Source organism: Agromyces sp. CCNWLW203 (genome assembly GCF_036576125.1).
Taxonomy (GTDB): Bacteria; Actinomycetota; Actinomycetes; order Actinomycetales; family Microbacteriaceae; genus Agromyces.
The window spans coordinates 169,493-190,936 of the sequence record NZ_JAZHYX010000009.1; the positions used below are offsets into that span (position 1 = coordinate 169,493).

Here is a 21,444-nt window from a genome sequence, read left to right on the forward strand (position 1 = left end):
GGATGCCGCGGGGTCGATCGACCCCGCGGCATCCGCTCGTTTTCTCGTTGTCGGCGTTCTCGCGCGTGATGACAGGGCGAGACCGCTCTCACGGTTCGGGGGGAACATGCATGCGCATCGGAGGTTCTTCCCAGAGTCGGTGCGTACCGTAGCTGAGGTTGTCTCGCACCTGACTCAGAAAATACGTAACGCACCCCCATATGACTCCCCCCAAGCATGGCCGCCGCGCGGCCGCATCCAGCCCTGCCCGCCCGACCCTTCGCACCCGCCTCACCACCGGAATACCGCGCCGCCCCGCCCGCCAGGGCACCGGCCGTTCCGGCGCCGCCCTGCTCCGGCCGGCCTTCTCCGTGATCGCGATGTCGTTCGCCGCGGCCATGATGGTCGCCACGAGCCTGCCGGCGCTGGCGATCACCGCGACCGACACGGTCGCCCATGCCTCGGTCTACGCCCCTCCTGCGGACGTGATCGACTACGTGCCGCAGACCATCGAGGTCGGCAGCGAGGGCGTCATGTCGCAGCTCGCCGCTGAGCAGTACGCCGTGGAGGCCGCGCCGCCGCCCATCACCTCGCAGGTGGCGAGCCTCGGCAGCGTGCAGCTCATCGACACCGACGCGATCGTCTGGCCGGTGCTCACGCCCGACAAGCGCAGCTCGGGCTTCGGGCCGCGCTCAGCACCCTGCGGAGGTTGTTCGACCAACCACGACGGCGTCGACTTCAACCCCGGCAACGGCACGCCCGTGATGTCGATCGCCGACGGCGTGGTCGTGCTCGCCACCGAGAACGGGGGCGGACTCGGCGTCAACGTCGAGGTGCAGCACAACATCGGCGGCGAGCTCATCACGAGCTCCTACGCGCACATGCAGTTCGGCTCGATCGCCGTCTCGGTCGGGCAGCAGGTCACCGCCGGCCAGCAGCTCGGTCTCGTCGGCACGACCGGGCAGTCGACCGGCCCGCACCTGCACCTCGAGATGTTCGGCGCCGACGGCGTCAGGTTCGACGGCTTCGCCTGGCTCGCGATGCGCATCGCCTGATCGGGTCTCGAGACGGCGCCGGCGCGCCTCCTCAACCCGCGTGGGTCGGACCCGCGCTCAGGCGCCCGTGAACTCGGGGTCGCGCTTGTCGATGAAGGCCGCGACGCCCTCGCGCATGTCGTGCGTGCGGAAGGCGTCGCCGAAGGCCGCGATCTCGAGATCGGTCGCCGACTCGGTGCGGCGGCCTGCGGCGTCGACGAGCACCCGCTTCGCGAGGCCGACCGCCGGCGCGGCGTTCGCCTCGACCTCGGCGAGCGTCGCCCGGGCGCCCGCGAAGAGCGCCTCCCGGTCGGGGAACGACCGCACGACGAGTCCGATCGCGACCGCCTCGGCCGCGTTGATGCGACGGCCCGTGTAGATGAGCTCCTTGGCCCGCGCGAGACCGATGGCACGGGGGAGGCGCACGGTGCCGCCGAAGCCCGGGATGAGACCCAGGTGAACCTCGGGCTGGCCGAAGCTCGAGGCATCCGTCGCGTAGATGAAGTCGCAGGCGAGCGCGAGCTCGAGGCCGCCGCCGAGCGCGAAGCCGTCGACGCACGCGATGACGGGGGCGGAAAGGCCCTCGATCGCCGCGGCCACGCGGTGTCCGAGGCGTGACGCCTCCTCGCCCTCTTCGGCGGTGAGCCGCGCCATCGAGCGGATGTCGGCGCCCGCCACGAAGGCGCGACCGCCGGCACCGGTGAGCAGCACGCCGCGAACGGCGCTGCCCTCGGCGGCGAGCGACTCGAACGCGGCGAGCAGCGCCGAGAGCACGTCGGGGGAGAGGGCGTTCAGCGCCTGCGGGCGATCGATCGTCACGATCGCGAGGCTGCCGTCACGCTCGACGCGAACGTCGGGCCCCGTCTCCTGGGTGCTGGGCTCGGCCATCATCGGTCCTCTCCGCACGGCCCGTTCCGTGTCCCGCTCCACGCTACGCCATCGCCGGCGAGGGCCTGGCGGTAGAATTCCGAGCGGGGCGATCGGATGCCGCGTGCACGCCGCGTGCGCAGGTCCGCCCCTCCCAGACGCAGCACACGAGGAGCCGGCCATGCGACAGTCCATCACCCGCCGCCGAGCGGGCACGGCCGCGGCGATCGCCGTGCTGACGGCGACGATGCTCTCGGGTTGCTTCCCGATTCCCGGCGACCTGGTCAACCGGGGTGTCGAAGACGCCATCGAAGACGCAACCGGCGGCGACGTCAGCCTCGGCGGTGAACTGCCCACCGACTTCCCCGAGTCCATCGAACTCATCGACGGCGAGATCACCTTCGCCGCCGGCGCGGGCGGCAGCGAGGGCTGGATCGTGATGGTCTCGTCGAGCGCGGCCGACCCGGTCGTCGACGCGGCCGCGAAGCTCGAGGCCGCGGGCTTCACCGAAGACACCACCCTGAGCGGTGACGCCGCGAGCGCCGTCGTGTACTCCAACGGCGAGTACATCGTGCTGCTCGCCGGCGACGGCGAGACGATCACCTACACCGTCACCCAGCAGCCCAAGTGATGAGCGGAAGCCGTCTCGGCACGATCCTCATCGCCTTCCTGGTCGGGCTCGTCTACGGCGCACTCGGCACGATCGGCCACCGCGCGGTACTGCGCATCGGCGACGTCGCGATCCCCTGGGGGCTCGCCGCAGCACTCATCGGCGTCGCCGCGCTCCTGCTCGGCATCCGCCTCGTCGCGGGCGGTCGCGGCGCCGCAGCGGCCGCCGGAGCCGGCATCATCGTCGCGGTCGCCGTGCTCACCCTCCCAGGGCCTGGCGGTTCGGTGCTCATCGTCGGCGACCTGACCGGCACCATCTGGTCGGTCGCTCCCGCCCTGATCGCGGTGCTCATCGTGGCGTGGCCGAAGCTGCCGTCACCGCGCCCGCGCGACGCCGAGCGTCAGCGCGATGCGGAGACCCTGGGCGACGCCGAGCGCCTGCGCGACGCCTAGACTGGAATTCCAGCCTTTCGAAGGGACAGCGAACACCGTGACCTATGTCATCGCCCTTCCATGCGTCGACGTCAAAGACCGCGCATGCATCGACGAATGCCCCGTCGACTGCATCTACGAGGGTGAACGCTCGCTCTACATCCACCCCGACGAGTGCGTCGACTGCGGTGCCTGCGAGCCGGTCTGCCCCGTCGAGGCCATCTACTACGAAGACGACCTGCCCGAGATGTGGGCCGACTACTACAAGGCGAACGTCGAGTTCTTCGACGACATCGGCTCGCCCGGCGGCGCGGCCAAGATCGGCGTCATCCCGAAGGACCACCCCGTGATCGCGGTGCTCCCTCCCCAGGCGCACTGAGCATGGCTCGCGGCGACCTGCCCGACTACCCGTGGGACCTCATGGCCCCGTTCCGCGAGCGCGCCGCCGCGCACCCCGACGGGGTCGTCGACCTGTCGATCGGCTCGCCGATCGATCCGACGCCGGCGCTCGTGCGCGAAGCGCTCGCGGGCGCGACCGATGCCCACGCCTACCCGCAGACGACCGGCACCGACGAACTGCGCGGCGCCATCGTCGACTGGTTCGCCCGTCGCCGCGGCGTCACGGGACTCACCGAGGCGAACGTGCTGCCGACGGTGGGCTCCAAGGAACTCGTCGCGCTGCTGCCGTTCCTCCTCGGTCTCGGCGAGGGCGATGTCGTCGTGCACCCTCGAGCGGCGTACCCGAGCTACGAGATGGGCGCCGTGCTCGTCGGCGCCACCTCGATGGCCTCCGATGACCCGGCCGAATGGCCCGCCGCGACGAAGCTCGTGTGGCTGAACAGCCCCGGCAACCCCGACGGGCGCGTGCTCACGATCGACGAACTGCGCGCCGCTCGCGAGCGGGCGCTCGAGCTCGACGCGATCATCGTCGGCGACGAGTGCTACGCCGAGCTCGGCTGGCAGGGCGAGTGGGCGGATGCCGCGACCCCGAGCCTGCTCGACCCGCGCGTCGTCGGCGACAGCCGTCGCAATACGCTCGTCGCCTACTCGCTGTCGAAGCAGTCGAACATGGCCGGCTACCGCACCGCCTTCATCGCGGGCTGCCGCACTGTCATCGGGCGCATCACGACCGTGCGCAAGCACGCGGGGCTCATGCTCCCGCAGCCGCTGCAGGCCGCCATGATCGCCGCGCTCCGCGACGACGAGCACGTCGCCGAGCAGAAGGCGCGCTATCGGGCACGCCGCGAGCAACTGCGACCGGCACTCGAGGCCGCCGGGTTCCGCATCGACCGCAGCGAGGCCGGGCTCTACCTCTGGGCGACCGAGGGGCGCGATGCGTGGGACTCGATCGGCCGGCTCGCCGACCTCGGCATCGTCGCCGGCCCCGGCCATTTCTACGGCGTGCACCACCCCGAACACGTGCGACTGTCGCTGACGGCGACCGACGAGCGCATCGCCGCCGCTGCCGGGCGCCTTCGGGCCGCCGCTGCGGCGTGACATCCGCTCGCCTTCGTCTGGGACGGTCTCGCCGACTGTGACTCTCGCCAACGGATAGGATGATCTGTTGGCGGGTGCGACAGTGTGTTCGGAGCCCGTCTAGGCTGTATTCGGTTCGAGTCGCAGAGCGGCCGAGACCGGAAGGCAGGTGACCGCGCAAGTGACGATCACAGGAGGCGCCGTGAGCGACGTCCGGAACAATGCGGCAGGGGAGACCCCCCAGACCGCGACCCTGAAGCTCGGCAGCACCACCGCCGAACTGCCCGTCCACCGTGCGGTGCAGGGCAACGGGAGCATCGACGTGTCGACGCTGACCCGGCAGACCGGGCTCACCGCACTCGACTACGGGTTCGTGAACACCGCATCGACGCGGTCGGCGATCACCTACATCGACGGCGAGCAGGGCATCCTCCGCTACCGCGGGTACCCGATCGAAGAGCTCGCGGCGAACTCGACGTACCTCGAGGTCGCGTGGCTGCTCATCTACGGCGAACTGCCGACGGCCGACCAGCTCGGCGAGTTCGACGAGAAGATCCGCCACCACACGCTGCTGCACGAAGATCTCAAGCGCTTCTTCTCGTCGCTGCCGCACACCGCGCACCCCATGTCGGTGCTCTCGAGCGCGGTCTCGGCCCTCTCGACCTACTACGAGGACTCGACGGACTCGAACGACCCCGAGCAGGTCGAACTCACGATGGTGCGCCTGCTCGCGAAGCTGCCGGTCATCGCGGCCTACGCGCACAAGAAGTCGATCGGCCAGGCGTTCCTGTACCCCGACAACTCGCTGTCGTTCGTCGACAACTTCCTGAAGCTGAACTTCGGCAACATGGCCGAGCCGTTCCAGGTCGACCCGGTGCTCTCCACCGCGCTCGACCGGCTCCTCATCCTTCACGAAGATCACGAGCAGAACGCCTCCACCTCGACCGTGCGTCTCGTCGGCTCGACCGGTGCGAACCTCTACGCCTCGATCTCCGCGGGCATCCAGGCGCTCTCGGGCCCGCTGCACGGCGGCGCCAACGAGGCCGTGCTGCAGATGCTCGCCCGCATCCGCGACTCCGGCGAAGGCGTCGAGAAGTTCGTCGAGCGCGTGAAGAACAAGGAAGACGGCGTGAAGCTCATGGGCTTCGGGCACCGGGTCTACAAGAACTACGACCCGCGTGCGACGATCGTCAAGCAGTCGGCCGACGAGGTGCTCGCCGGTCTCGGCGTCGCCGACCCGCTGCTCGACATCGCGAAGGAGCTCGAGCAGTTCGCTCTGCAAGACGACTACTTCAAGGAGCGTCGCCTCTACCCGAACGTCGACTTCTACACGGGCGTCATCTACAAGGCGATGGGCTTCCCGACGCGCATGTTCACGGTGCTCTTCGCGATCGGCCGCCTGCCCGGCTGGATGGCGCACTGGCGCGAGATGAACGTCGACCCGCAGACGAAGATCGGCCGCCCGCAGCAGCTCTACATCGGCGAGCCCGAGCGGCACTACCCCTCGGCCTGAGCTGCAACAGACCACGCGAACGCCGGTCGCACCTTCGGGTGCGGCCGGCGTTTCGTCGTCGGCGGTGGCCGCGGGCCCTCAGCCGGCGGGCGTCAGCCGCAGAGTGTCTCGCGCGGCGGCCTCGACGGCATCGCGCGTGAACGCCCAGTCGCGGAGCTCCCCGTGCTGCCAGAGCGGCGCCTGGTCGGCGTAGTTCGCGTGGAAGGCGTGGCCCGAGGCGCCGGTCAGGTTGATCCACCGGGAGGCGTCGCGGTCGGCCAGGTCGACGACCATGCGCATCGACGGCACCCAGTCGACGCCGTAGCCGACGGTCGCGTCCCAGCCGATCGCGTTGACGATCGACGAGCCGCCGCCGAGCTCGTACGGGCCCCGGTTGAAGAGCCATTCGATCGGCGCGATGCCGGACTCGCCGAAGCTCTGGTTCGTGAGCGTCAGCGTGTGCAGCCGGCCCCAGCGCCAGGAGTCGGGGTTGCCGCCCATGAGGTCGGCCGACTCGGCCCAGGCGGAAGCGAGCGCGTTCGCGATCATCGCATCCCGGCCGGCGACGCCGAGCTCGTCGTTCGTCCACCAGGCGGACTCGGGTTCGGCGAGCAGCGTGCCGACGACGTTGAACCAGCGATCGCCGCCCTGCGGCTGGGTCGACTCGGGCAGACCGCCGAACATGTCGCCGAGCAGGGTGCGCCAGAACACGGCGAAGTATGCGGCCTGGGCGCTCTCGACGTCGGCGGCGCCGTTCCAGTCGGCGAGCAGCTCGGCGCCGCGAGCGGCGTCGCCGTCGAGGTCGAGCTCCGCGATCACCGGCAGGAACGCATCGGCGTTGGAGTCGCCCGTGTCGAGCTGGATCTCGGCGAGCGAGTCGACCGTGAACTTCTCGCCCGCGTCGATGCGCTCGCGGATGAGTGCGTCGATGCCGGCGGCACGGTAGCCGTAGTCCCAGTCCTTCGTCAGCATCGGGCCGTCGGGCCCCGCGGCCGCGTTGTTGGCCGTGACGATGTAGCCGGCCGGCGGGTTCAGCACCGAGGGCAGCTGGTCGAAGGGGATCGTGCCCGACCAGCCGTTCTCGCTCGTCCACCCCGGCAGGGGCAGGGTGCCGTCGCCGGTCTTGCGCACGGGGATGCGGCCCGGCGCCTGGTAGCCGATGCTGCCCGAGGCATCCGCGTAGATGAGGTTCTGCGCCGGTACGTCGAAGAGCGCGGCGGCGGCGCGGAAGCCGTCCCAATCCTGCGCCCGGTCGAGGGCGAAGATCGCGCCCGCCGTGGTGCCCGGCGACAGTGCGGTCCACTGCAGCGACACGGCGTACTCGCCCTCGGGCTGACCCGAGGCGGCGGGGTACTGTGCGGCGACGCCGCCGAAGTCGTCGCCGATGTCGGTCACGATCGGGCCGCGCGCCGTCGAACGCACCGTGACCGTGACGGGATCGCCGCCCGCGACCTCGATGACCTCGTCGCGGATCGTGAGCGGCACCTGGACGCCGTCGAGCTCGTAGGTGTCGCCGCTCACGCGTTCGAGGTAGAGGTCGGCGACATCGGGACCGAGGTTCGTGAAGCCCCAGGCGATGGCGGGGTTCTGCCCGATGACGATGCCGGGCAGGCCCGAGAACGAGTAGCCGGCGACGTCGAAGCTGCAGGTCTCGGTGATCTCGACGCAGTGCAGCCCCATCTGGGTCCAGATGGACGGCATCGCGGGACCGAGGTGCGGGTCGTTCGCGAGCAGGGGCAGGCCCGACTCGGTCAGCGCTCCGCCGACCACCCACGAGTTCGAGCCGAGGTCGCCGCCCTCGGGCCCGAGCAGCTCTGGCACGCCGTCGATCGCCGCGCGCAGCGTCGCGAGGGCGGCGACGTAGTCGGAGACGGGCTCGGATGCTGCTGCGGCATCCGTCTCGATCGTGTCGGTCTGGTCGGTCTCGCCTGGGATCGGCGTCACCGACTGCGCCGCGGTGGCGGCGACCGGCGGCCCGGCGACGATGGTGGGCATGGTGTCCCACGAGAAGTCGGGGTGAAGGCGTGCGACCTCTTCGGGCGGCAGCGCGGTCGAGAGCATCGCGCGGTCGATCTCGTCGCCGAGGTTCGAGCGCAGGTCCCAGGCCATCGCCTTCAGCCACGCGATCGAGTCGACCCCCGACCACGGCTCGGGGGAGTAACCGGAGTTCTGCAGCCCGAGCACCGCGTACTCGAGCGAGAGGTCGGGGCCGCTGCGCTCGTCGAGGTAGGCGTTGACACCCTCGGCGTACGCGTCGTAGTAGCTGCGCGGCACCTCGCTGAGCGCGTCGTACTCCTGCTGGGCGATGCCCCGCCAGTCGAGCGTGCGGATGAACGTGTCGGTGCCGATCTGCGACTCGCCGAACATCTCGGCGAGTCGGCCGGCGGTGACGTGGCGGCGGAAGTCCATCTCCCAGAAGCGATCCTGCGCGTGCACGTAGCCCTGTGCGAAGAACAGGTCGTGGTCGCTCTCGGCGTAGAGCTGCGGAATACCGGCGTCGTCACGGACGACGGTCACCTCGGCGCCGAGCCCCGCAACGCCGAGCGCGCCGTTCGTGGTCGGGAACGAGCGCTGCACCGTCCACCAGCCGAGCCCGGCGGCCACGACCGCGAGCACGAGCACGGTGATGAGCAGGCCGATGAAGAATCTCATCACTCGATGCCGACTGGTTCGCGGTGCGTCGGTACCCACGCCACTCCTTCGTGTTGCGCAAGAGGGGCCGCCCCATGGCGGCCCGAGTCACCAACTGTAGTCGAGCGAGCGGCAGTTGCGACCGGTCGTTGCAGGGCTGTGATCTGGGCTGAACTGCGGGTTGGGGAGGCCGCCCGCGGCCGTCTCGAAACCCAGTGAGCGAGCAACCCGGTTTCGACAGGCTCAACCCGCAAAGAGCACGACCCGGAAGCCGGGCCCTACGCGTGCAGTGCGGCGTTCAGCTGCACGCCCTCGCCGGTGCGGGAGAGCGCCTCGACCTGGCCGTTCAGCGAGTTGCGTCGGAAGAGCAGGTTCGGCACACCCGAGAGCACGACGGCCTTGACGGTGTTCGGCCGTTCGCCGGGCCCGCCCTGCAGCACGATCTTCGTGCCCGCCGTGACGTAGAGGCCCGCCTCGACGACGCTGTCGTCGCCGATCGAGATGCCGATACCCGAGTTGGCGCCGAGGAGCGCGCGCTCGCCGATGACGACGCGCTGCGTGCCGCCGCCCGAGAGAGTGCCCATGATGGAGGCCCCGCCGCCGATGTCGGAGCCATCGCCGACGACGACGCCCTGCGAGATGCGGCCCTCGACCATCGAGGCGCCGAGCGTGCCGGCGTTGAAGTTCACGAAGCCCTCGTGCATGACTGTCGTGCCCGGTGCGAGGTGCGCTCCGAGGCGCACCCGAGCGGCGTCGGCGATGCGCACCCGATCGGGCGTGACGTAGTCGAGCAGGCGCGGGAACTTGTCGACGCTGACGGCGTGGATCCCGGCGCGCTGCAGTGCGGGGCGGAGCCGGTCGAAGTCGGTCGGATGCACCGGACCCGCGTTGGTCCAGACGACGGCGGGCAGGTGTGCGAAGACACCGTCGAGGTTCACCGTGTTGGGTGCCGCGAGCAGGTGGGAGAGCACGTGCAGGCGCAGGTACGCGTCGCTCGTGCCCGTCGGGGCGGCATCGAGGTCGATCGTGACGGTGACGGCCTCCACCGTGACACCGCGGCGCTCGTCGGCGCCGGCGAGGGCGAGGTGCTCGGCCGCGAGCGGCGCCGCGGAGTCTGCGTCGCCGAGCACGGGCGAGGGGAACCACGTGTCGAGCACCGTGCCGTCTGCGGCGACGGTCGCGAGTCCGGATGCGGAGGCGAGGCGGGCGGAGCTGGGCGCGACGTCGTTCGTGGGCATGCTCCAAGGGTAGCGAGCGGAGCCGGGGCTGTGACGTTCCGGGGCATTCGTAGACTGGGTGGCATGCCTCCCGCCGCATCACCCCTCACGCTCGACCTGACCGCCGATTCCGTCGCCATCACGCAGGCGATCTGCGATGTGCCGAGCGTCTCGGGCGACGAGTCGCTGCTCGCCGACCTCGTCGAGCAGGCGCTCGCCGGGGCGTCCCACCTCGAGGTGATCCGCGACGGCGACACGATCGTCGCGCGCACGAACCTCGGCCGCGAGCGACGGGTCGTGATCGCCGGCCACATCGACACCGTCCCGATCAACGAGAACCTGCCGACCCGCTTCGAGACCGAAGACGGCGTCGAGTACCTGTGGGGCCGTGGCACGGTCGACATGAAGGCGGGCGTCGCGGTGCAGCTGAAGCTCGCGCTCGAGCTCACCGATCCCATCGTCGACCTCACCTGGATGTGGTACGACAACGAAGAGGTCGCAGCCTCGTTGAACGGACTCGGCCGACTCTCCCGCACCCGCCCCGACCTGTTCGCCGGCGACTTCGCCATCCTCGGCGAACCGTCGAACGGGCAGGTCGAGGGCGGCTGCAACGGCACCCTCCGCGCCGAGGTGTGGACCACCGGGCTTCGAGCGCACTCGGCGCGCAGCTGGGTCGGCGACAATGCCATCCACAAGCTCGCCCCGGCGCTCGCCAAGCTCGCCGAGTACCAGGCCGAGACCGTGGAGGTCGACGGCCTCGACTACCGCGAGGGCCTGAACGCCGTGCTCGTCTCGGGCGGCATCGCGGGCAACGTCATTCCCGACGAGGCCGTGCTCACCGTCAACTACCGCTTCGCGCCGAGCCGCAGCGTCGCCGAGGCATCCGCGTTCGTCACTGAGTTCTTCGATGGCTTCGAGGTCGCGATCGTCGACAGTGCCGAGGGCGCCCGGCCCGGGCTCGACGACCCGCTCGCGCAGCAGTTCGTGCGCGCGGTCGGCGCGGAGGCGCGCCCCAAGTACGGGTGGACGGATGTCGCGCGCTTCAGTGCCCTCGGCATCCCGGCGGTGAACTTCGGCCCCGGCGACCCGCTCAAGGCGCACGCCGACGACGAGCGGGTCGACGTCGCGCAGATCGTGCACACCGAGGCCGCGCTGCGCGCCTGGCTGACCGGCGCCACCGCCTGATCGGCCCCGGCCCCGAAGAGGACTCGATGACCACATCGCCGGCCGCCCTCCGCGAACCCGACCCGTTCCGCGCGACGCGCTGGTCGCCGCGGGTGCGCTGGCGGGCGGCTCCGTGGTGGGCGAAGGTCGCGCTGATCTACCTCGGCGCCCGAGCGATCACCACGGCGATCGTGCTCGTGATGGCGAGCCTCCAGGGCTCGAATCCGTGGACCCAGGCGCGCCCCGGCTACTTCGAGTACGCGAACCTCTGGGACGCCAGGTGGTACCAGATCATCTGGCTGGGCGGGTATCCGGCCGACCTCCCGCTGACCGAGGCCGGGCAGGTCGCCGAGAACGCGTGGGCGTTCCTGCCCGTCTACCCGATGTTCGTCGGCCTCGTGACCGCGTTCGGGGTGCCGTGGAACGCGGCATCCGTCATCGTGTCGCTCGCCGCCGGTCTCGGGGCCGCCCTCGTGACGTACCGGCTCATGTCGAGGTTCCTCGAACCCGACCGCGCCCTCTTCGCCGTCGTGCTCTTCTGCGTCGCGCCGGTCTCGCCGATCATGCAGTTCGGCTACGCCGAATCGCTCGGCCTGCTGTGGCTCTCGCTCGCCCTGCTGCTGCTCGTCGATCGACGATACGGCTGGCTCGTGCCCGTGCTCGCCGTCTGGGCGTTCACACGGCCCGGGGCGCTCGCCTTCGCCCTCACGCTCGGCCTGCACTGGCTGTGGCGCTGGTACACGCGCCGGAGCGACCCGTTCCCCATGCGGGAACGGGTGCTCGCGGCATCCGTCGCCGTGTTCGCGGGGCTCGTCGGCCTCGCCTGGCCCGGCGTCGTCTGGTTGGCGACCGGGGAACTGCACGGCTACACGGCGACGGAACTCGCCTGGCGTTCGGCCTACATCGGCTATCACGAACTCGTGCCGTTCACGGCGTGGTTCCAGTCGGCCGACTGGTGGCTCGGCCAGCCGATCGGCCCGATCGTGGTGGTCGCACTCATCGCCGGGTTCGCGGTCACGCTGTTCCTGCCCGCGGTGCGCCGCCTCGGCGTCGACCTGCGGTTGTGGCTCGCGAGCTACGCGCTGTACCTGCTCGCGGTGTTCTTCCCGCAGTCGAGCACGTTCCGGCTGCTCGCGCCGATGTTCCCGCTCGTGGGGGCGATGGCGGTGCCACAGTCGCGCTGGTACCGATGGGGGATGGTCGCGCTCTCTCTCGTGCTGCAACTCGGATGGCTGCTGATCGCATGGGGGATCGACGGCCGGGACTGGACGCCTCCCTGATGGGAGCATGAATCCGGGCTATCGGAGGATGCCCTCCGCCTGTGGGAAGTCGTCAATCGGGTTGTCCACAGGCGTGCGGCGATTTCTCAGCACCGCCTGTGTTAGCAGATAATGGAATCTCAGCCACGAAAGGGGAGCTCAATGGCGGCCATGAAGCCACGCACCGGAGACGGGCCGATGGAGGCTGTGAAGGAAGGTCGACTCATCATCGTTCGAGTTCCACTCGAGGGTGGCGGGCGCCTCGTCGTCTCGGTGAACGATGCTGAGGCCAAGGAGCTGTACGACGTCCTCGGCGGCGTCGTGAATCCCGCCTGAGTCACACGTCACTCGAATCGAGCCCCGAGATCTCTCGGGGCTCGAGTCGTTTGTGCCGGCCGTCTTGTGCCGGCTCAGACGCCGAGCTTGACGACCTGCAGCAGGCCGTCGCCCGCGGGCGAGATCGCCGTCGCGACCGCGGTCGAGGTCGAGAGCTCCGAGATGAGGGTGCGGTAGGCGCTGGCCGACTCGTCACGTCGTGCGGGGTCTGCGACGCGGCCCTTCCAGAGGGCGCGCGCGACGAGCACGATGCCGCCGGGCTTGGCGAGCCGCAGCCCGTGCTCGGCGTATTCGATGACCGACGGTGCGTCGGCGTCGATGAAGACGATGTCGTACGAGCTCTCGTTCATGCGCGGCAGCACCTCGCTTGCACGCCCCGCGATGAGTCGCACGCGGGCTGCGGCGATGCCGGCGTCGGCGAAGTGCTGGCGGGCGTGCTGCTGGTACTCGTTCTCGGTGTCGATCGAGGTGAGCAGCGCGCGGCGGGCCGCCTGGAGCATCCAGAGGCCCGAGACGCCGACCCCGGTGCCGACCTCGATGATCGACTGGGCGCGGGATGCGGCGGCGAGCACGGCGAGTTGCGCGCCCACGGCAGGCGAGACCGGCTCGACGCCGAGCTCGAGCGATTGCTGGCGGGCCTTGGCGATCGACTCGGTCACGGCGACCGAGTCGTCGACGTACTTCCAGTTCAGGTCGTGATCGGACACGTGGCGGCTCCCGGGTGGATCTCTCGACCTTCAGCCTACGGTGAACGCGCCGTGGCGTTTGCACGCCTCGCCGCCCACTATCCTGTAGGGGTGTTCGGTCTGACGTTCGAGAAGCTCCTCATCATCGGGGTGATCGCCGTCTTCCTGCTTGGGCCCGAGCGGCTGCCGCATTACGCCGCACAGCTCGGCCGCCTCGTGCGGTCATTGCGCGACATGGCCACCGGTGCGAAAGACCGCATGCGCGACGAGATGGGCCCCGACTTCGACGACGTCGACTGGAAGAAGCTCGACCCGCGCCAGTACGACCCGCGCCGCATCATCCGCGAGGCCCTGACCGATGTCGACCCGTTCGCCGACGACGCGCCGGCACCCGTGGTCGCCCGTGCGTCGGTCAACGAGAACTCGGCCTACCTGCAGCGCAAGCGCCAGCGCGACGCACTCGGCGCCGACGAGCCGGCCCCGTTCGACTCCGAAGCGACCTGAGTCGCCTGAGTCGGCAGGTCGCGTTCGTGTCGTAAGACGACAGCGAGCATTGAGCGCATGCCTCCTGCCCGCGCAGGCTCAGCGCAGGCGCAGCGCCTTCAACGCCTGAGCGAGCAGCACCAGGAGCGGTGCCTGCTGCTCGTACTCCTTCGCGGTGCGCGGCAGCTGCAGCAGCCCGGTCACCGACGAGATGGTCACGGGCTCGACGAAGCGCAGCAGCCCCGCCTCGCCGTTGCGACGGCCGAGCCCCGACTGCTTGACGCCGCCCATCGGCGCCGCCACCGAGGCGAACGAGCCGCGGTACCCCTCGTTGACATTGACGCTGCCGGCCTCGAGGGCATCGGCCACGCGACGTGCGCGGCTCGCGGAGGCGGTGAACACGGCGGCGTTCAGGCCGTACTCGCTCGCGTTTGCCGCGAGCACCGCCTCGTCGTCGCCGTCGACGAGGTACAGCGAGGCGATCGCGCCGAACGTCTCCTCGGCGTACACGAGCATGTCGGGGGTGACGCCGGTCAGGATGGTCGGCTCGAAGAACCACGGCCCGATCTCTGGCCGGTGCTTGCCGCCGACGAGCACGACGGCGCCCTTGGCGACGGCGTCGTCGAGGTGCGCCTGCACGCGCTCGAGCTGCGCGGCGCTCGCGAGGGATCCGAAGTCGGCGCTGTAGTCGAGGCCCGAACCGAGTTTCGCGCTCCGCAGCCGCTCGACGAGGGCGCGCTGGAAGGGGCCGGCTACCTTCCGGTGCACGTAGACGCGCTCGACCGAGACGCAGAGCTGGCCCATCGCCGAGAACGCGGCGTGTGCGGCGTTCGCCGCGGCCGTCGCGGGGTCGACGTCGTCGAGGACGAGCAGGGCGTTCTTGCCGCCGAGCTCGAGCGATGCGCCGACGAGCCGCCGGCCCGCCTTCTCGCCGATCTTCCGGCCGGTCGCGGTCGAGCCGGTGAAGCAGATGTAGTCGGCGACATCCGTCAGCGCCTCGCCGACCTCTGCTGCCGGGCCGGCGACGACGGCCCAGAGCGCTGCGGGCACGCCGGCATCGATGAAGGCGCGACGAAGGGCGAGGATCGACAGGGCGCCCTGGTCGTCGGCCTTCTGCACGACGCCGCAGCCGGCGGCGAGGGCGGGCACGACGTCCATCGCGGCGAGGCTGAGCGCGAAGTTCCACGGCGTGATGACGCCGGCGACGCCCTTCGGCCGGAACCGAACGCGACTCGTGGCCACGGTCGGCAGCCCGGAGCGCACCGGTCGGCCGTGCAGCACCTTGCGTGCGGCGAGCGCGTTGTAGCGCGTGACGGAGGCGGCCTCGAAGATCTCCTCGAAGGCCTGCCCGCGCGTCTTGCCGCTCTCGAGCTGGATGAGGTCGAGCAGGAGCTCGCGTCGTTCGAGGATGAGATCGTGCGCGCGCAGCAGCACCCGTCGGCGCTCGGCGAAGCCCGCGCGGGCCCAGGCGAGCTGGGCGAGCCGGGCTCGGGCGAAGGCGTCGAGCACATCGTCGGCGCTCGAACGCGGCAGCTCGTGCAGCGTCTCGCCCGTCGAGGGGGTCTGGACTGGGATGGTCTCGGAACCCGAGGCGACGACGTCGTCGGTCAGGCTCGCGTACAAGTCGGGGGAGGCCGTGGGGGCGCGCATGCGCACAGTCTAGGACAGCAAGCCCGGTTCTAGGTCAGTTGACCCAGTTCGCTGCCCGGGCGCGAGCCGGCGGTGAGTACCTCGCTCTGACGGGTGAGTACACTGCCTCCATGACCGCATCGGAGCGAACCCTCACCCGCGGTGTCGTGACCCGCTATGCGATCGGATCCCTCGGCACGGGCGGCTTCGCCACGCTGCCCGGCCTCGTGCTCGTCTACTACCTGACCGACACCCTCGGGGTGACGGCGCTCGTCGCGGGCCTCGTCGTCACCGCCGCCAAGGTGTGGGACGTCGTGATCGACCCGTGGATCGGCGAACGCAGCGACCGCGCCCTGGCCCGAACCGGCACGCGCCGCACGTGGATGATCGTGGGGGCCGTCGCGCTGCCCGTCGGGTTCATCCTCACCTTCGCCGTGCCGGCGGGCCTCGACCCCGGGGCATCCGGAATCTGGGTGTTCCTGGCGTTCCTCGCCACGGCCACGGCGTTCAGCCTGTTCCAGGTGCCGTACATCGCACTGCCCGCCGAGCTCACGTCCGACTACGACGCACGCACCCGACTCCTCACCTGGCGCGTCGTGGTGCTCACGATCGCAATCCTGCTCTTCGGTGCGGGCGGCCCCGAGGTGCGCGCCGCATTCGCCGACGAGCACGTCGGCTACCTCGTCATGGCGATCGTCGCCGGCGTCGTGATCGGTGCGGGCATGCTCGTCGCCACCACGACGGCCGCGCGGGCCGGTGGGCCTGTTCCAGGTGCGTCGACGGATGCTGCGCCGCGCCGCGACATCCGTGCCGGCTACGCCGAGGGCTTCGCCGCGTTGAAGCGGAGCGCGGCGTTCCGCGCACTGCTCGCGTCCTTCGTGCTGCAGGGTCTCGCGACCGGGCTCATGCTCGCCGGTGCGCAGTTCGTCGCGACCTGGGTGCTGCGCGACGAGCGCGCGGTGACCTTCCTCTTCGTCGCGCTCATCGGCCCGGCCGTGCTCTTCGCGCCGGTCTGGCAGGCCGTCGCCCGCCGCGTCGGCAAGGAGCGCGGGTTCGCGCTCGCGAGCACCCTCTTCGGCATCGCCGCGCTCAGCCTCGTCGGCATGATCTGGGCGCCGGGCCCCTGGGTGTACGTGCCCGTCGCGCTCGCCGGCGCCGGCTACGCGGGCATGCAGTCGCTGCCGATGGCGATGCTGCCCGACGTCATCTCGCACGACGCCCGCACGCACGGCATCGGCCGGGCCGGCAGCTTCGGCGGAGTCTGGACCGCGGGGGAGACCGCGGGCATGGCGCTCGGCGCCACGGTGCTCACGATCGTGCTCGCCGTCACGGGCTACGTCGAATCGATCGGCTCCGAGACGGTGACCCAATCGCCGGCCGCGGTCGCCGGCATCACGATCAGCTTCAGCGTCATCCCGGCGCTGCTCGTCGCGGCGAGCCTCGTGGCGCTGCGCCGGTACCCCCTCCGTCGCGGCGACATCGATGCCGATGCCGATGCGACCACTGCAGAGACGATGGCATGATGAACGACTTCCGCCGCGAGGCATCCGAGATCCTCGCCGAACTCGAGGCGATGCGCGCCCTCGACGCCCCGACGCACGGCGGCCGGGTGCTCTCGTACGTCTACGACTCCGGGCTCGCCGAGCTCGACGAACTCGCCGCCGGGGCCGCCCGGCTCGTGCAGCCGGTCAACGGACTCGACCCGACGACGTTCACCTCGGTCGCCGCGATGGAGGCCGGCGTCGTCGGCTTCGCGCGTCGCGTGCTCGGCGGCGCGGGCGATGACGCCATCGTCGGTTCGGTGACCTCGGGCGGCACCGAGAGCTGCCTGCTCGCGGTGAAGTCCGCGCGCGACCTGTGGCGGTCGGTGCGAGCGGGCAGCCCCCGGGTGCCGCGCATCGTCGCCCCGGTCACCGTGCACGCCGCGTTCCACAAGGCGGCCGAGTACTTCGGGCTCGAGCTCGATCTCGTGCCGGTCGATCCGGTCACGGGCGTGGTCGCCGCCGCTGCGATCGAGGAGCGGCTCGGCGACGACGTCGCCCTCGTCGTCGTGAGCGCACCGTCGTACCCGTTCGCCTCGCTCGACCCGGTCGCCGATGTCGCGGCGATCACCGGGCCGCGCGGCATCGCGCTGCACGTCGACGCCTGCATCGGCGGTTTCGCGTTGGCCTTCTGGCCCGATGAGCTGCCTGCCTGGGACCTCTCGGTCCCCGGCGTCACGAGCCTCTCGGCCGACCTGCACAAGTACGGCTACGCGCCGAAGGGCGTCTCGGTGCTGCTCACACGCGGTCGCGACCGCCAGCGGTTCCAGTACTTCGCGACGACCGCCTGGCCGGGCTACCCCGTCGTGAACCCCACGCTCACCGGTTCGAAGCCCGCCGGCCCCCTGGCCGCGGCGTGGGCGATCATCGAAGCGCTCGGCGAAGCGGGGTTCACCCGGCTCACTGCACAGGCGACGCGCGCGACCGAAGCGCTGCGCGAGGTCGTCGACGGCATCGAGGGGCTGCGCATCGTCGGCTCGCCGACCGGCCCGCTCTTCGCGGTCGCCACCGACGAGTCGGTCGCGGTCGATCGGCGGGTCGACCCCCACCACTGGGCGGATGCCGCGCGCGCGTCGGGCTGGCACCTGCAGCTGCAGCCCGCGCTCACCCAGGCCGACGGCACGCGACTGCCGCATACCACTCACCTCACGGTGACGCCGGTGACGGAGGCCGTGGTCGGTGAGCTCTCGTCGGCTCTTGTCGCCGCGGCCGATGCCGTGCGCGGCGTGCCGCCCGTCGACGGGCAGGCGCTCGTCGCCGGGCTCGCCGAGACGTTGCCCGGTGGCCTCGACGCGCTCGCCGGGGCATCCGCTGGTCTCGACTCGGACAGTGCTGCTGGGCTGCTGCGCGCGTTCGGGCTGCTCGGCGGGGGCTCTGCTGCCGCTGGTGCCTCCTTCACCGACGGCGCCGGTGCTTCGGGCGGGGACGGTGCGCTGCCCGACCGGCTCGCCCCGGTGCTCGCGCTCGTCGGTGCGCTGCCGCCGCGACTCACCGAGCGCCTGCTCGTCGAACTGCTCGCGCGGGTCGTGGAGCCGGCTGCCGGCTCCTGAGGCTTCGTACGCCGATCAGGCGTCGAGGATGAACGCGCGATCGCCGGTCAGCGGCCGGAGCCGGTCGGTGATCGGGAACGGCACCACGTGTTCGACCGCGGGCGCGTCGATGGCGCCGAAGTCGTCCTTCTTCACTCGCACCGCGGTCGCCGAAACCTCGGTGATCCGCACGCGGAGCCAGCGGCCGTCATCGAGGCGCAGTTCGTAGAGGTCGGCGAGGTAGCCGATGCCCGTCGACTCGAGCAACTCCTCGGCGCTCAGCCAGTCGAGCGCTTCGGTCAGCGGGCGCCCGAGCAGGTCGATGACCACGAAACCCTCGCCGTCCGGGCGCATCCACCCGAGCAACTCGCCATCTCCGCGTCGATGCGCGATCCAGTCAGCAGGTACTGCCACGATCTTCCCTTCGTCATGTGCCGACACCATCCTCCCAAGTCCGCGGCCCTATGCGGCGGAAGGGACGGCGGAGGCGAGCAGAGCGAGTTTGTCGGCGTTGATCGATCCGGCCTCGGGGTGGTACACGACGAGCATCAGGCCCTCTGCGCCGCTGATGGCCAGCCGCTCGCGGTTGAGGGTCAGTTCGCCGACCAGCGGGTGATCGAGCCGAATCTGCGCGCCGCGCTGTGCACCGACCTCATGACGCCTCCATAGCTCGCGGAATCGCGGGCTCGCCGAGGACAGCTCGCCCGCGAGCTCGATGAAGCGAGGGTCCTCGAGGTCGCTTCCCACGGCATGCCGCAGGCTCGCGACGAGGCACGCCGTCGCTCCCTCCCAGTCGGGGTGCAGCGCTTGCACCCCCGGGTCGAGGAACAGGTCGCGCAGCTGATTCCCACCTTCCACGAGTCGCGGATCGAGCGCTCGGGCCGGGGCGTTGGAGGCCAGGATGTCGAAATAGCGCCCTTCGATGAAGGCCGGCTGCACGAGGGCCTCCACGAGCCCGAGCGCGCCGGCCGGCAAGGACTCCTCGTGCGGGCGCCGCCGGCGCAGGCGGTGCTGCCCGGGCTCGTCAGCGACGAGCGAGAGCAGGTGCGTCACGTGGTCGTCGTCGAGCTGGAGCACGCGGGCGATCGAATCGAGCACCTGCACCGAGGGGTGGCGGTCACGGCCCCGCTCCAGCCGCAGGTAGTAGTCGGCGCTGATGCCGGCCAGCATGGCGACCTCTTCGCGCCGAAGCCCGGGAACTCGTCGGACTCCCGTCGAGGGAATGCCGGCCTGCCTCGGCGTCACCAGCTCCCGCCGGGCCCGCAGATACGCCCCGAGGGCGTTCTTCGTCTCGCTCAGCACAGCTGCGTACGGCTCCGGGCGCGTCTGAGCGAGAGGGGGTGCTGTCGGACCCGTGGCTCGAGAGGGCTCTGGCAGCCCTGTTTCAGCGCGCATAGCGTTCTCAACAGCCCGACTGGGCCGACTATTTCGAGAGGACGCGAATGACCATCGCACTGATCACCGGGGCCAACAAGGGCATCGGCTTCGAGACCGCCAAGCAGCTCGTCGAACTCGGTCATGTCGTCTACCTCGGTGCACGCGACCCCGAGCGGGGCACGCAGGCCGCGTCCGCGATCGGCGCGAGATTCGTGCAACTCGACGTGACCGACGACGCCTCGGCGCACCGCGCGCTGACCTCTGTCGATGCGGCAGAGGGCCGGCTGGACGTGCTCGTGCACAATGCCGGCATCCAGGAGTTCGCGGAGGTGGACGGACCACGAGCGCTCCGAGCGTTCGACACGAACGCCGTCGGCGTCGTGCGTGTCACCGAAGCGGCCCTTCCGCTGTTGCGCAGGTCCCCGAACGCGAACGTCGTCACGGTCACCAGCAGCGCCGGCTCCTTCTGGGCGGTCACGAATCCCGAGCGGCCCGAGTTCCACCTGACGAACGCCCTCTATGCCGCGTCGAAGGCTGCCGCGACCATGCTGACGCTCCAGTACGCCAAGGCGAACCCGGCAATCGCATTCAACGCGCTCGAGCCCGGTTACACCGCGACCGACATGACCGCCGCGTTCGAGGGCGGGAGGTCGGCGGAGGAGAGCGCCCGGGTGGTCGTGCGCTTGGCGACGCTCGGCGCGAACGCCCCGACGGGCACGCTGCAGGACGAGACCGGCGCGCTGGACTGGTGATGTCCGGGCATGTGCAGGCAGCACCCATTCGAACCCGATCAGGAGCATCGGTCGCGACCCTCGGCATTCTCGGTGCCGGCCAGGCGGGAGCAACGCTCGCCCGTGCGGCGATCACGGCGGGCTACGACATCGTGATCGCGAACTCGCGGCGGCCCGAGACCCTGCACGACCTCGTCCGCGAGCTGGGTCCGCGGGCGCGCGCAGCGTGGGCTGCGGATGCCGCGGCGGCGGCCGACTTCGCGTTCGTGGCGTACCCGTACGCGCCCGACGACCGGCTGCCGGTCGAGGAGCTCGCCGGCAAGGTCGTGCTCGACAACAACAACTACATGGCCTGGCGCGACGGCCACTTCGCGGCGGTCGACTCCGGGGAGAAGACCGTGCACGAGCTGCGCCAGGAGCAATTGCCCGACTCGAAACTCGCGAAGGCGTTCAGCCACGTCCAGTTCCACGCGCGGTCCCCGATCCGCGCTCCGAGCGACGCACTTCCGGGACTCGTACGGCTCGCCCGGCCGTCTGGAGCACCGGACCGGAAGGCACTCGTCGTCTCGAGCAACGCTCGGGAAGCGGTCGAGCTGGTGACCCGCTTCGCCGATGACCTCGGGTTCGACACGGTCGACAACAGCCCCCTGAGCGAATCCTGGCGCAGCGCCGCCGGCACCCCGATGTGGCGCGCCTCCGTCGACGGGCAGACGCGAGAGGAGCTCATCCGCAATCTGGGGCGCGCAGAACGGTCTTCCGGTCTCCCGGTCTCCTGAGGCTGCTCAGTGCGAGCGGATTCGGCTGAGCCCGGCCTCACGGCCGGCGGGTGCTCTCGGCGCCGCCGGTTCAGGCGCCGCCATCGGGTTCTCGCGCAGCCGTCGGGTTCAGGCGGCGGTGTCGGGTCTTCGTTCGAGTCGGTTGGCGAGTCTGGTGGGTGATTTGGTCGCGGGTCGCCAGGTGCCGCCGGGGTCG

21 protein-coding genes are annotated in these 21,444 nt (G+C 70.8%); 14 read left to right on the forward strand and 7 right to left on the reverse strand.

Annotated features, from left to right (window positions below):
- The first annotated feature begins 200 nt into the window (after positions 1 to 200).
- Positions 201 to 1,034 carry a M23 family metallopeptidase gene (locus tag VPH61_RS18580; RefSeq protein ID WP_332065003.1) on the forward strand — a complete coding sequence of 278 codons (834 nt, stop codon included), beginning with the start codon at positions 201 to 203 and terminating at the stop codon, positions 1,032 to 1,034.
- Positions 1,035 to 1,091: 57 nt separating this feature from the next.
- On the opposite strand, the gene VPH61_RS18585 is transcribed toward VPH61_RS18580, so the two are convergent.
- A complete protein-coding gene (locus tag VPH61_RS18585; protein ID WP_332065004.1) occupies positions 1,092 to 1,901 on the reverse strand; it encodes an enoyl-CoA hydratase/isomerase family protein in 810 nt (269 codons plus the stop codon).
- A gap of 160 nt (positions 1,902 to 2,061) precedes the next feature.
- Between VPH61_RS18585 and VPH61_RS18590 the strand changes: the two genes are divergently transcribed.
- From VPH61_RS18590 to VPH61_RS18610, 5 genes are all read left to right on the forward strand, one after another.
- Complete coding sequence (locus VPH61_RS18590; protein WP_332065005.1) at positions 2,062 to 2,511, forward strand: hypothetical protein; 450 nt, start codon at positions 2,062 to 2,064, stop codon at positions 2,509 to 2,511.
- On the forward strand, positions 2,511 to 2,942 hold the full coding sequence (locus VPH61_RS18595; protein WP_332065006.1) for a DUF6113 family protein: 432 nt from the start codon (positions 2,511 to 2,513) through the stop codon (positions 2,940 to 2,942). The genes VPH61_RS18590 and VPH61_RS18595 overlap by 1 nt, the downstream gene beginning before the upstream one ends.
- A 37-nt stretch (positions 2,943 to 2,979) precedes the next feature.
- Positions 2,980 to 3,300 (forward strand): ferredoxin, encoded by a 321-nt coding sequence (gene fdxA, locus VPH61_RS18600; protein ID WP_056658762.1) that lies wholly within the window; start codon positions 2,980 to 2,982, stop codon positions 3,298 to 3,300.
- Between the two features lie 2 nt (positions 3,301 to 3,302).
- On the forward strand, positions 3,303 to 4,418 hold the full coding sequence (gene dapC / locus VPH61_RS18605) for a succinyldiaminopimelate transaminase (RefSeq protein ID WP_332065007.1): 1,116 nt from the start codon (positions 3,303 to 3,305) through the stop codon (positions 4,416 to 4,418).
- Between the two features lie 232 nt (positions 4,419 to 4,650).
- Complete coding sequence (locus VPH61_RS18610) at positions 4,651 to 5,910, forward strand: citrate synthase (protein ID WP_332065027.1); 1,260 nt, start codon at positions 4,651 to 4,653, stop codon at positions 5,908 to 5,910.
- A gap of 78 nt (positions 5,911 to 5,988) precedes the next feature.
- Here the strand turns inward: VPH61_RS18610 and VPH61_RS18615 are convergent, their stop codons facing one another.
- Positions 5,989 to 8,541: a penicillin acylase family protein gene (locus VPH61_RS18615; RefSeq protein WP_332065008.1), complete on the reverse strand. Its 2,553-nt coding sequence runs from the start codon at positions 8,539 to 8,541 to the stop codon at positions 5,989 to 5,991.
- A 257-nt stretch (positions 8,542 to 8,798) separates the two neighbouring features.
- Positions 8,799 to 9,758 carry a 2,3,4,5-tetrahydropyridine-2,6-dicarboxylate N-succinyltransferase gene (gene dapD, locus VPH61_RS18620; RefSeq protein ID WP_332065009.1) on the reverse strand — a complete coding sequence of 320 codons (960 nt, stop codon included), beginning with the start codon at positions 9,756 to 9,758 and terminating at the stop codon, positions 8,799 to 8,801.
- A 63-nt stretch (positions 9,759 to 9,821) separates the two neighbouring features.
- Between dapD and dapE the strand changes: the two genes are divergently transcribed.
- The 3 genes from dapE to VPH61_RS18635 all read left to right on the forward strand — a co-directional run bounded on the left by dapE (position 9,822) and on the right by VPH61_RS18635 (position 12,496).
- A complete protein-coding gene (gene dapE, locus VPH61_RS18625) occupies positions 9,822 to 10,922 on the forward strand; it encodes a succinyl-diaminopimelate desuccinylase (RefSeq protein ID WP_332065010.1) in 1,101 nt (366 codons plus the stop codon).
- Positions 10,923 to 10,948: 26 nt separating this feature from the next.
- Positions 10,949 to 12,181, forward strand: coding sequence for a hypothetical protein (locus VPH61_RS18630; RefSeq protein WP_332065011.1), 1,233 nt, complete (start codon positions 10,949 to 10,951; stop codon positions 12,179 to 12,181).
- 141 nt (positions 12,182 to 12,322) lie between these two features.
- A complete protein-coding gene (locus VPH61_RS18635) occupies positions 12,323 to 12,496 on the forward strand; it encodes a DUF3117 domain-containing protein (protein ID WP_067875042.1) in 174 nt (57 codons plus the stop codon).
- Positions 12,497 to 12,570: 74 nt separating this feature from the next.
- Here VPH61_RS18635 and VPH61_RS18640 read toward each other — a convergent pair whose 3' ends face one another.
- On the reverse strand, positions 12,571 to 13,203 hold the full coding sequence (locus tag VPH61_RS18640; RefSeq protein ID WP_332065012.1) for an O-methyltransferase: 633 nt from the start codon (positions 13,201 to 13,203) through the stop codon (positions 12,571 to 12,573).
- A 90-nt stretch (positions 13,204 to 13,293) separates the two neighbouring features.
- Between VPH61_RS18640 and VPH61_RS18645 the strand changes: the two genes are divergently transcribed.
- On the forward strand, positions 13,294 to 13,686 hold the full coding sequence (locus VPH61_RS18645) for a sec-independent translocase (protein ID WP_332065013.1): 393 nt from the start codon (positions 13,294 to 13,296) through the stop codon (positions 13,684 to 13,686).
- A gap of 78 nt (positions 13,687 to 13,764) precedes the next feature.
- On the opposite strand, the gene VPH61_RS18650 is transcribed toward VPH61_RS18645, so the two are convergent.
- On the reverse strand, positions 13,765 to 15,315 hold the full coding sequence (locus tag VPH61_RS18650; RefSeq protein WP_332065014.1) for a succinic semialdehyde dehydrogenase: 1,551 nt from the start codon (positions 15,313 to 15,315) through the stop codon (positions 13,765 to 13,767).
- 110 nt (positions 15,316 to 15,425) lie between these two features.
- On the opposite strand from VPH61_RS18650, the gene VPH61_RS18655 reads away from it, so the two are divergent.
- Both VPH61_RS18655 and VPH61_RS18660 read left to right on the forward strand, forming a co-directional pair.
- The gene (locus VPH61_RS18655) at positions 15,426 to 16,817 is read left to right on the forward strand and encodes an MFS transporter (protein ID WP_332065015.1); all 1,392 of its coding nucleotides are present in this window, start codon (positions 15,426 to 15,428) and stop codon (positions 16,815 to 16,817) included.
- Complete coding sequence (locus tag VPH61_RS18660; protein ID WP_332065016.1) at positions 16,817 to 18,385, forward strand: pyridoxal phosphate-dependent decarboxylase family protein; 1,569 nt, start codon at positions 16,817 to 16,819, stop codon at positions 18,383 to 18,385. Before VPH61_RS18655 ends, VPH61_RS18660 begins: the two co-directional genes overlap by 1 nt.
- Before the next feature lie 15 nt (positions 18,386 to 18,400).
- On the opposite strand, the gene VPH61_RS18665 is transcribed toward VPH61_RS18660, so the two are convergent.
- Entirely contained in the window at positions 18,401 to 18,778 is a 378-nt protein-coding gene (locus VPH61_RS18665; RefSeq protein ID WP_442879130.1) for a hypothetical protein, read from the reverse strand.
- A gap of 48 nt (positions 18,779 to 18,826) precedes the next feature.
- Positions 18,827 to 19,666: a helix-turn-helix domain-containing protein gene (locus VPH61_RS18670; protein ID WP_332065018.1), complete on the reverse strand. Its 840-nt coding sequence runs from the start codon at positions 19,664 to 19,666 to the stop codon at positions 18,827 to 18,829.
- A 140-nt stretch (positions 19,667 to 19,806) separates the two neighbouring features.
- Between VPH61_RS18670 and VPH61_RS18675 the strand changes: the two genes are divergently transcribed.
- Both VPH61_RS18675 and VPH61_RS18680 read left to right on the forward strand, forming a co-directional pair.
- Positions 19,807 to 20,493, forward strand: coding sequence for an SDR family NAD(P)-dependent oxidoreductase (locus VPH61_RS18675; RefSeq protein ID WP_332065019.1), 687 nt, complete (start codon positions 19,807 to 19,809; stop codon positions 20,491 to 20,493).
- The gene (locus VPH61_RS18680) at positions 20,493 to 21,248 is read left to right on the forward strand and encodes an NADPH-dependent F420 reductase (protein WP_332065020.1); all 756 of its coding nucleotides are present in this window, start codon (positions 20,493 to 20,495) and stop codon (positions 21,246 to 21,248) included. The genes VPH61_RS18675 and VPH61_RS18680 overlap by 1 nt, the downstream gene beginning before the upstream one ends.
- Positions 21,249 to 21,444 lie beyond the last annotated feature (196 nt).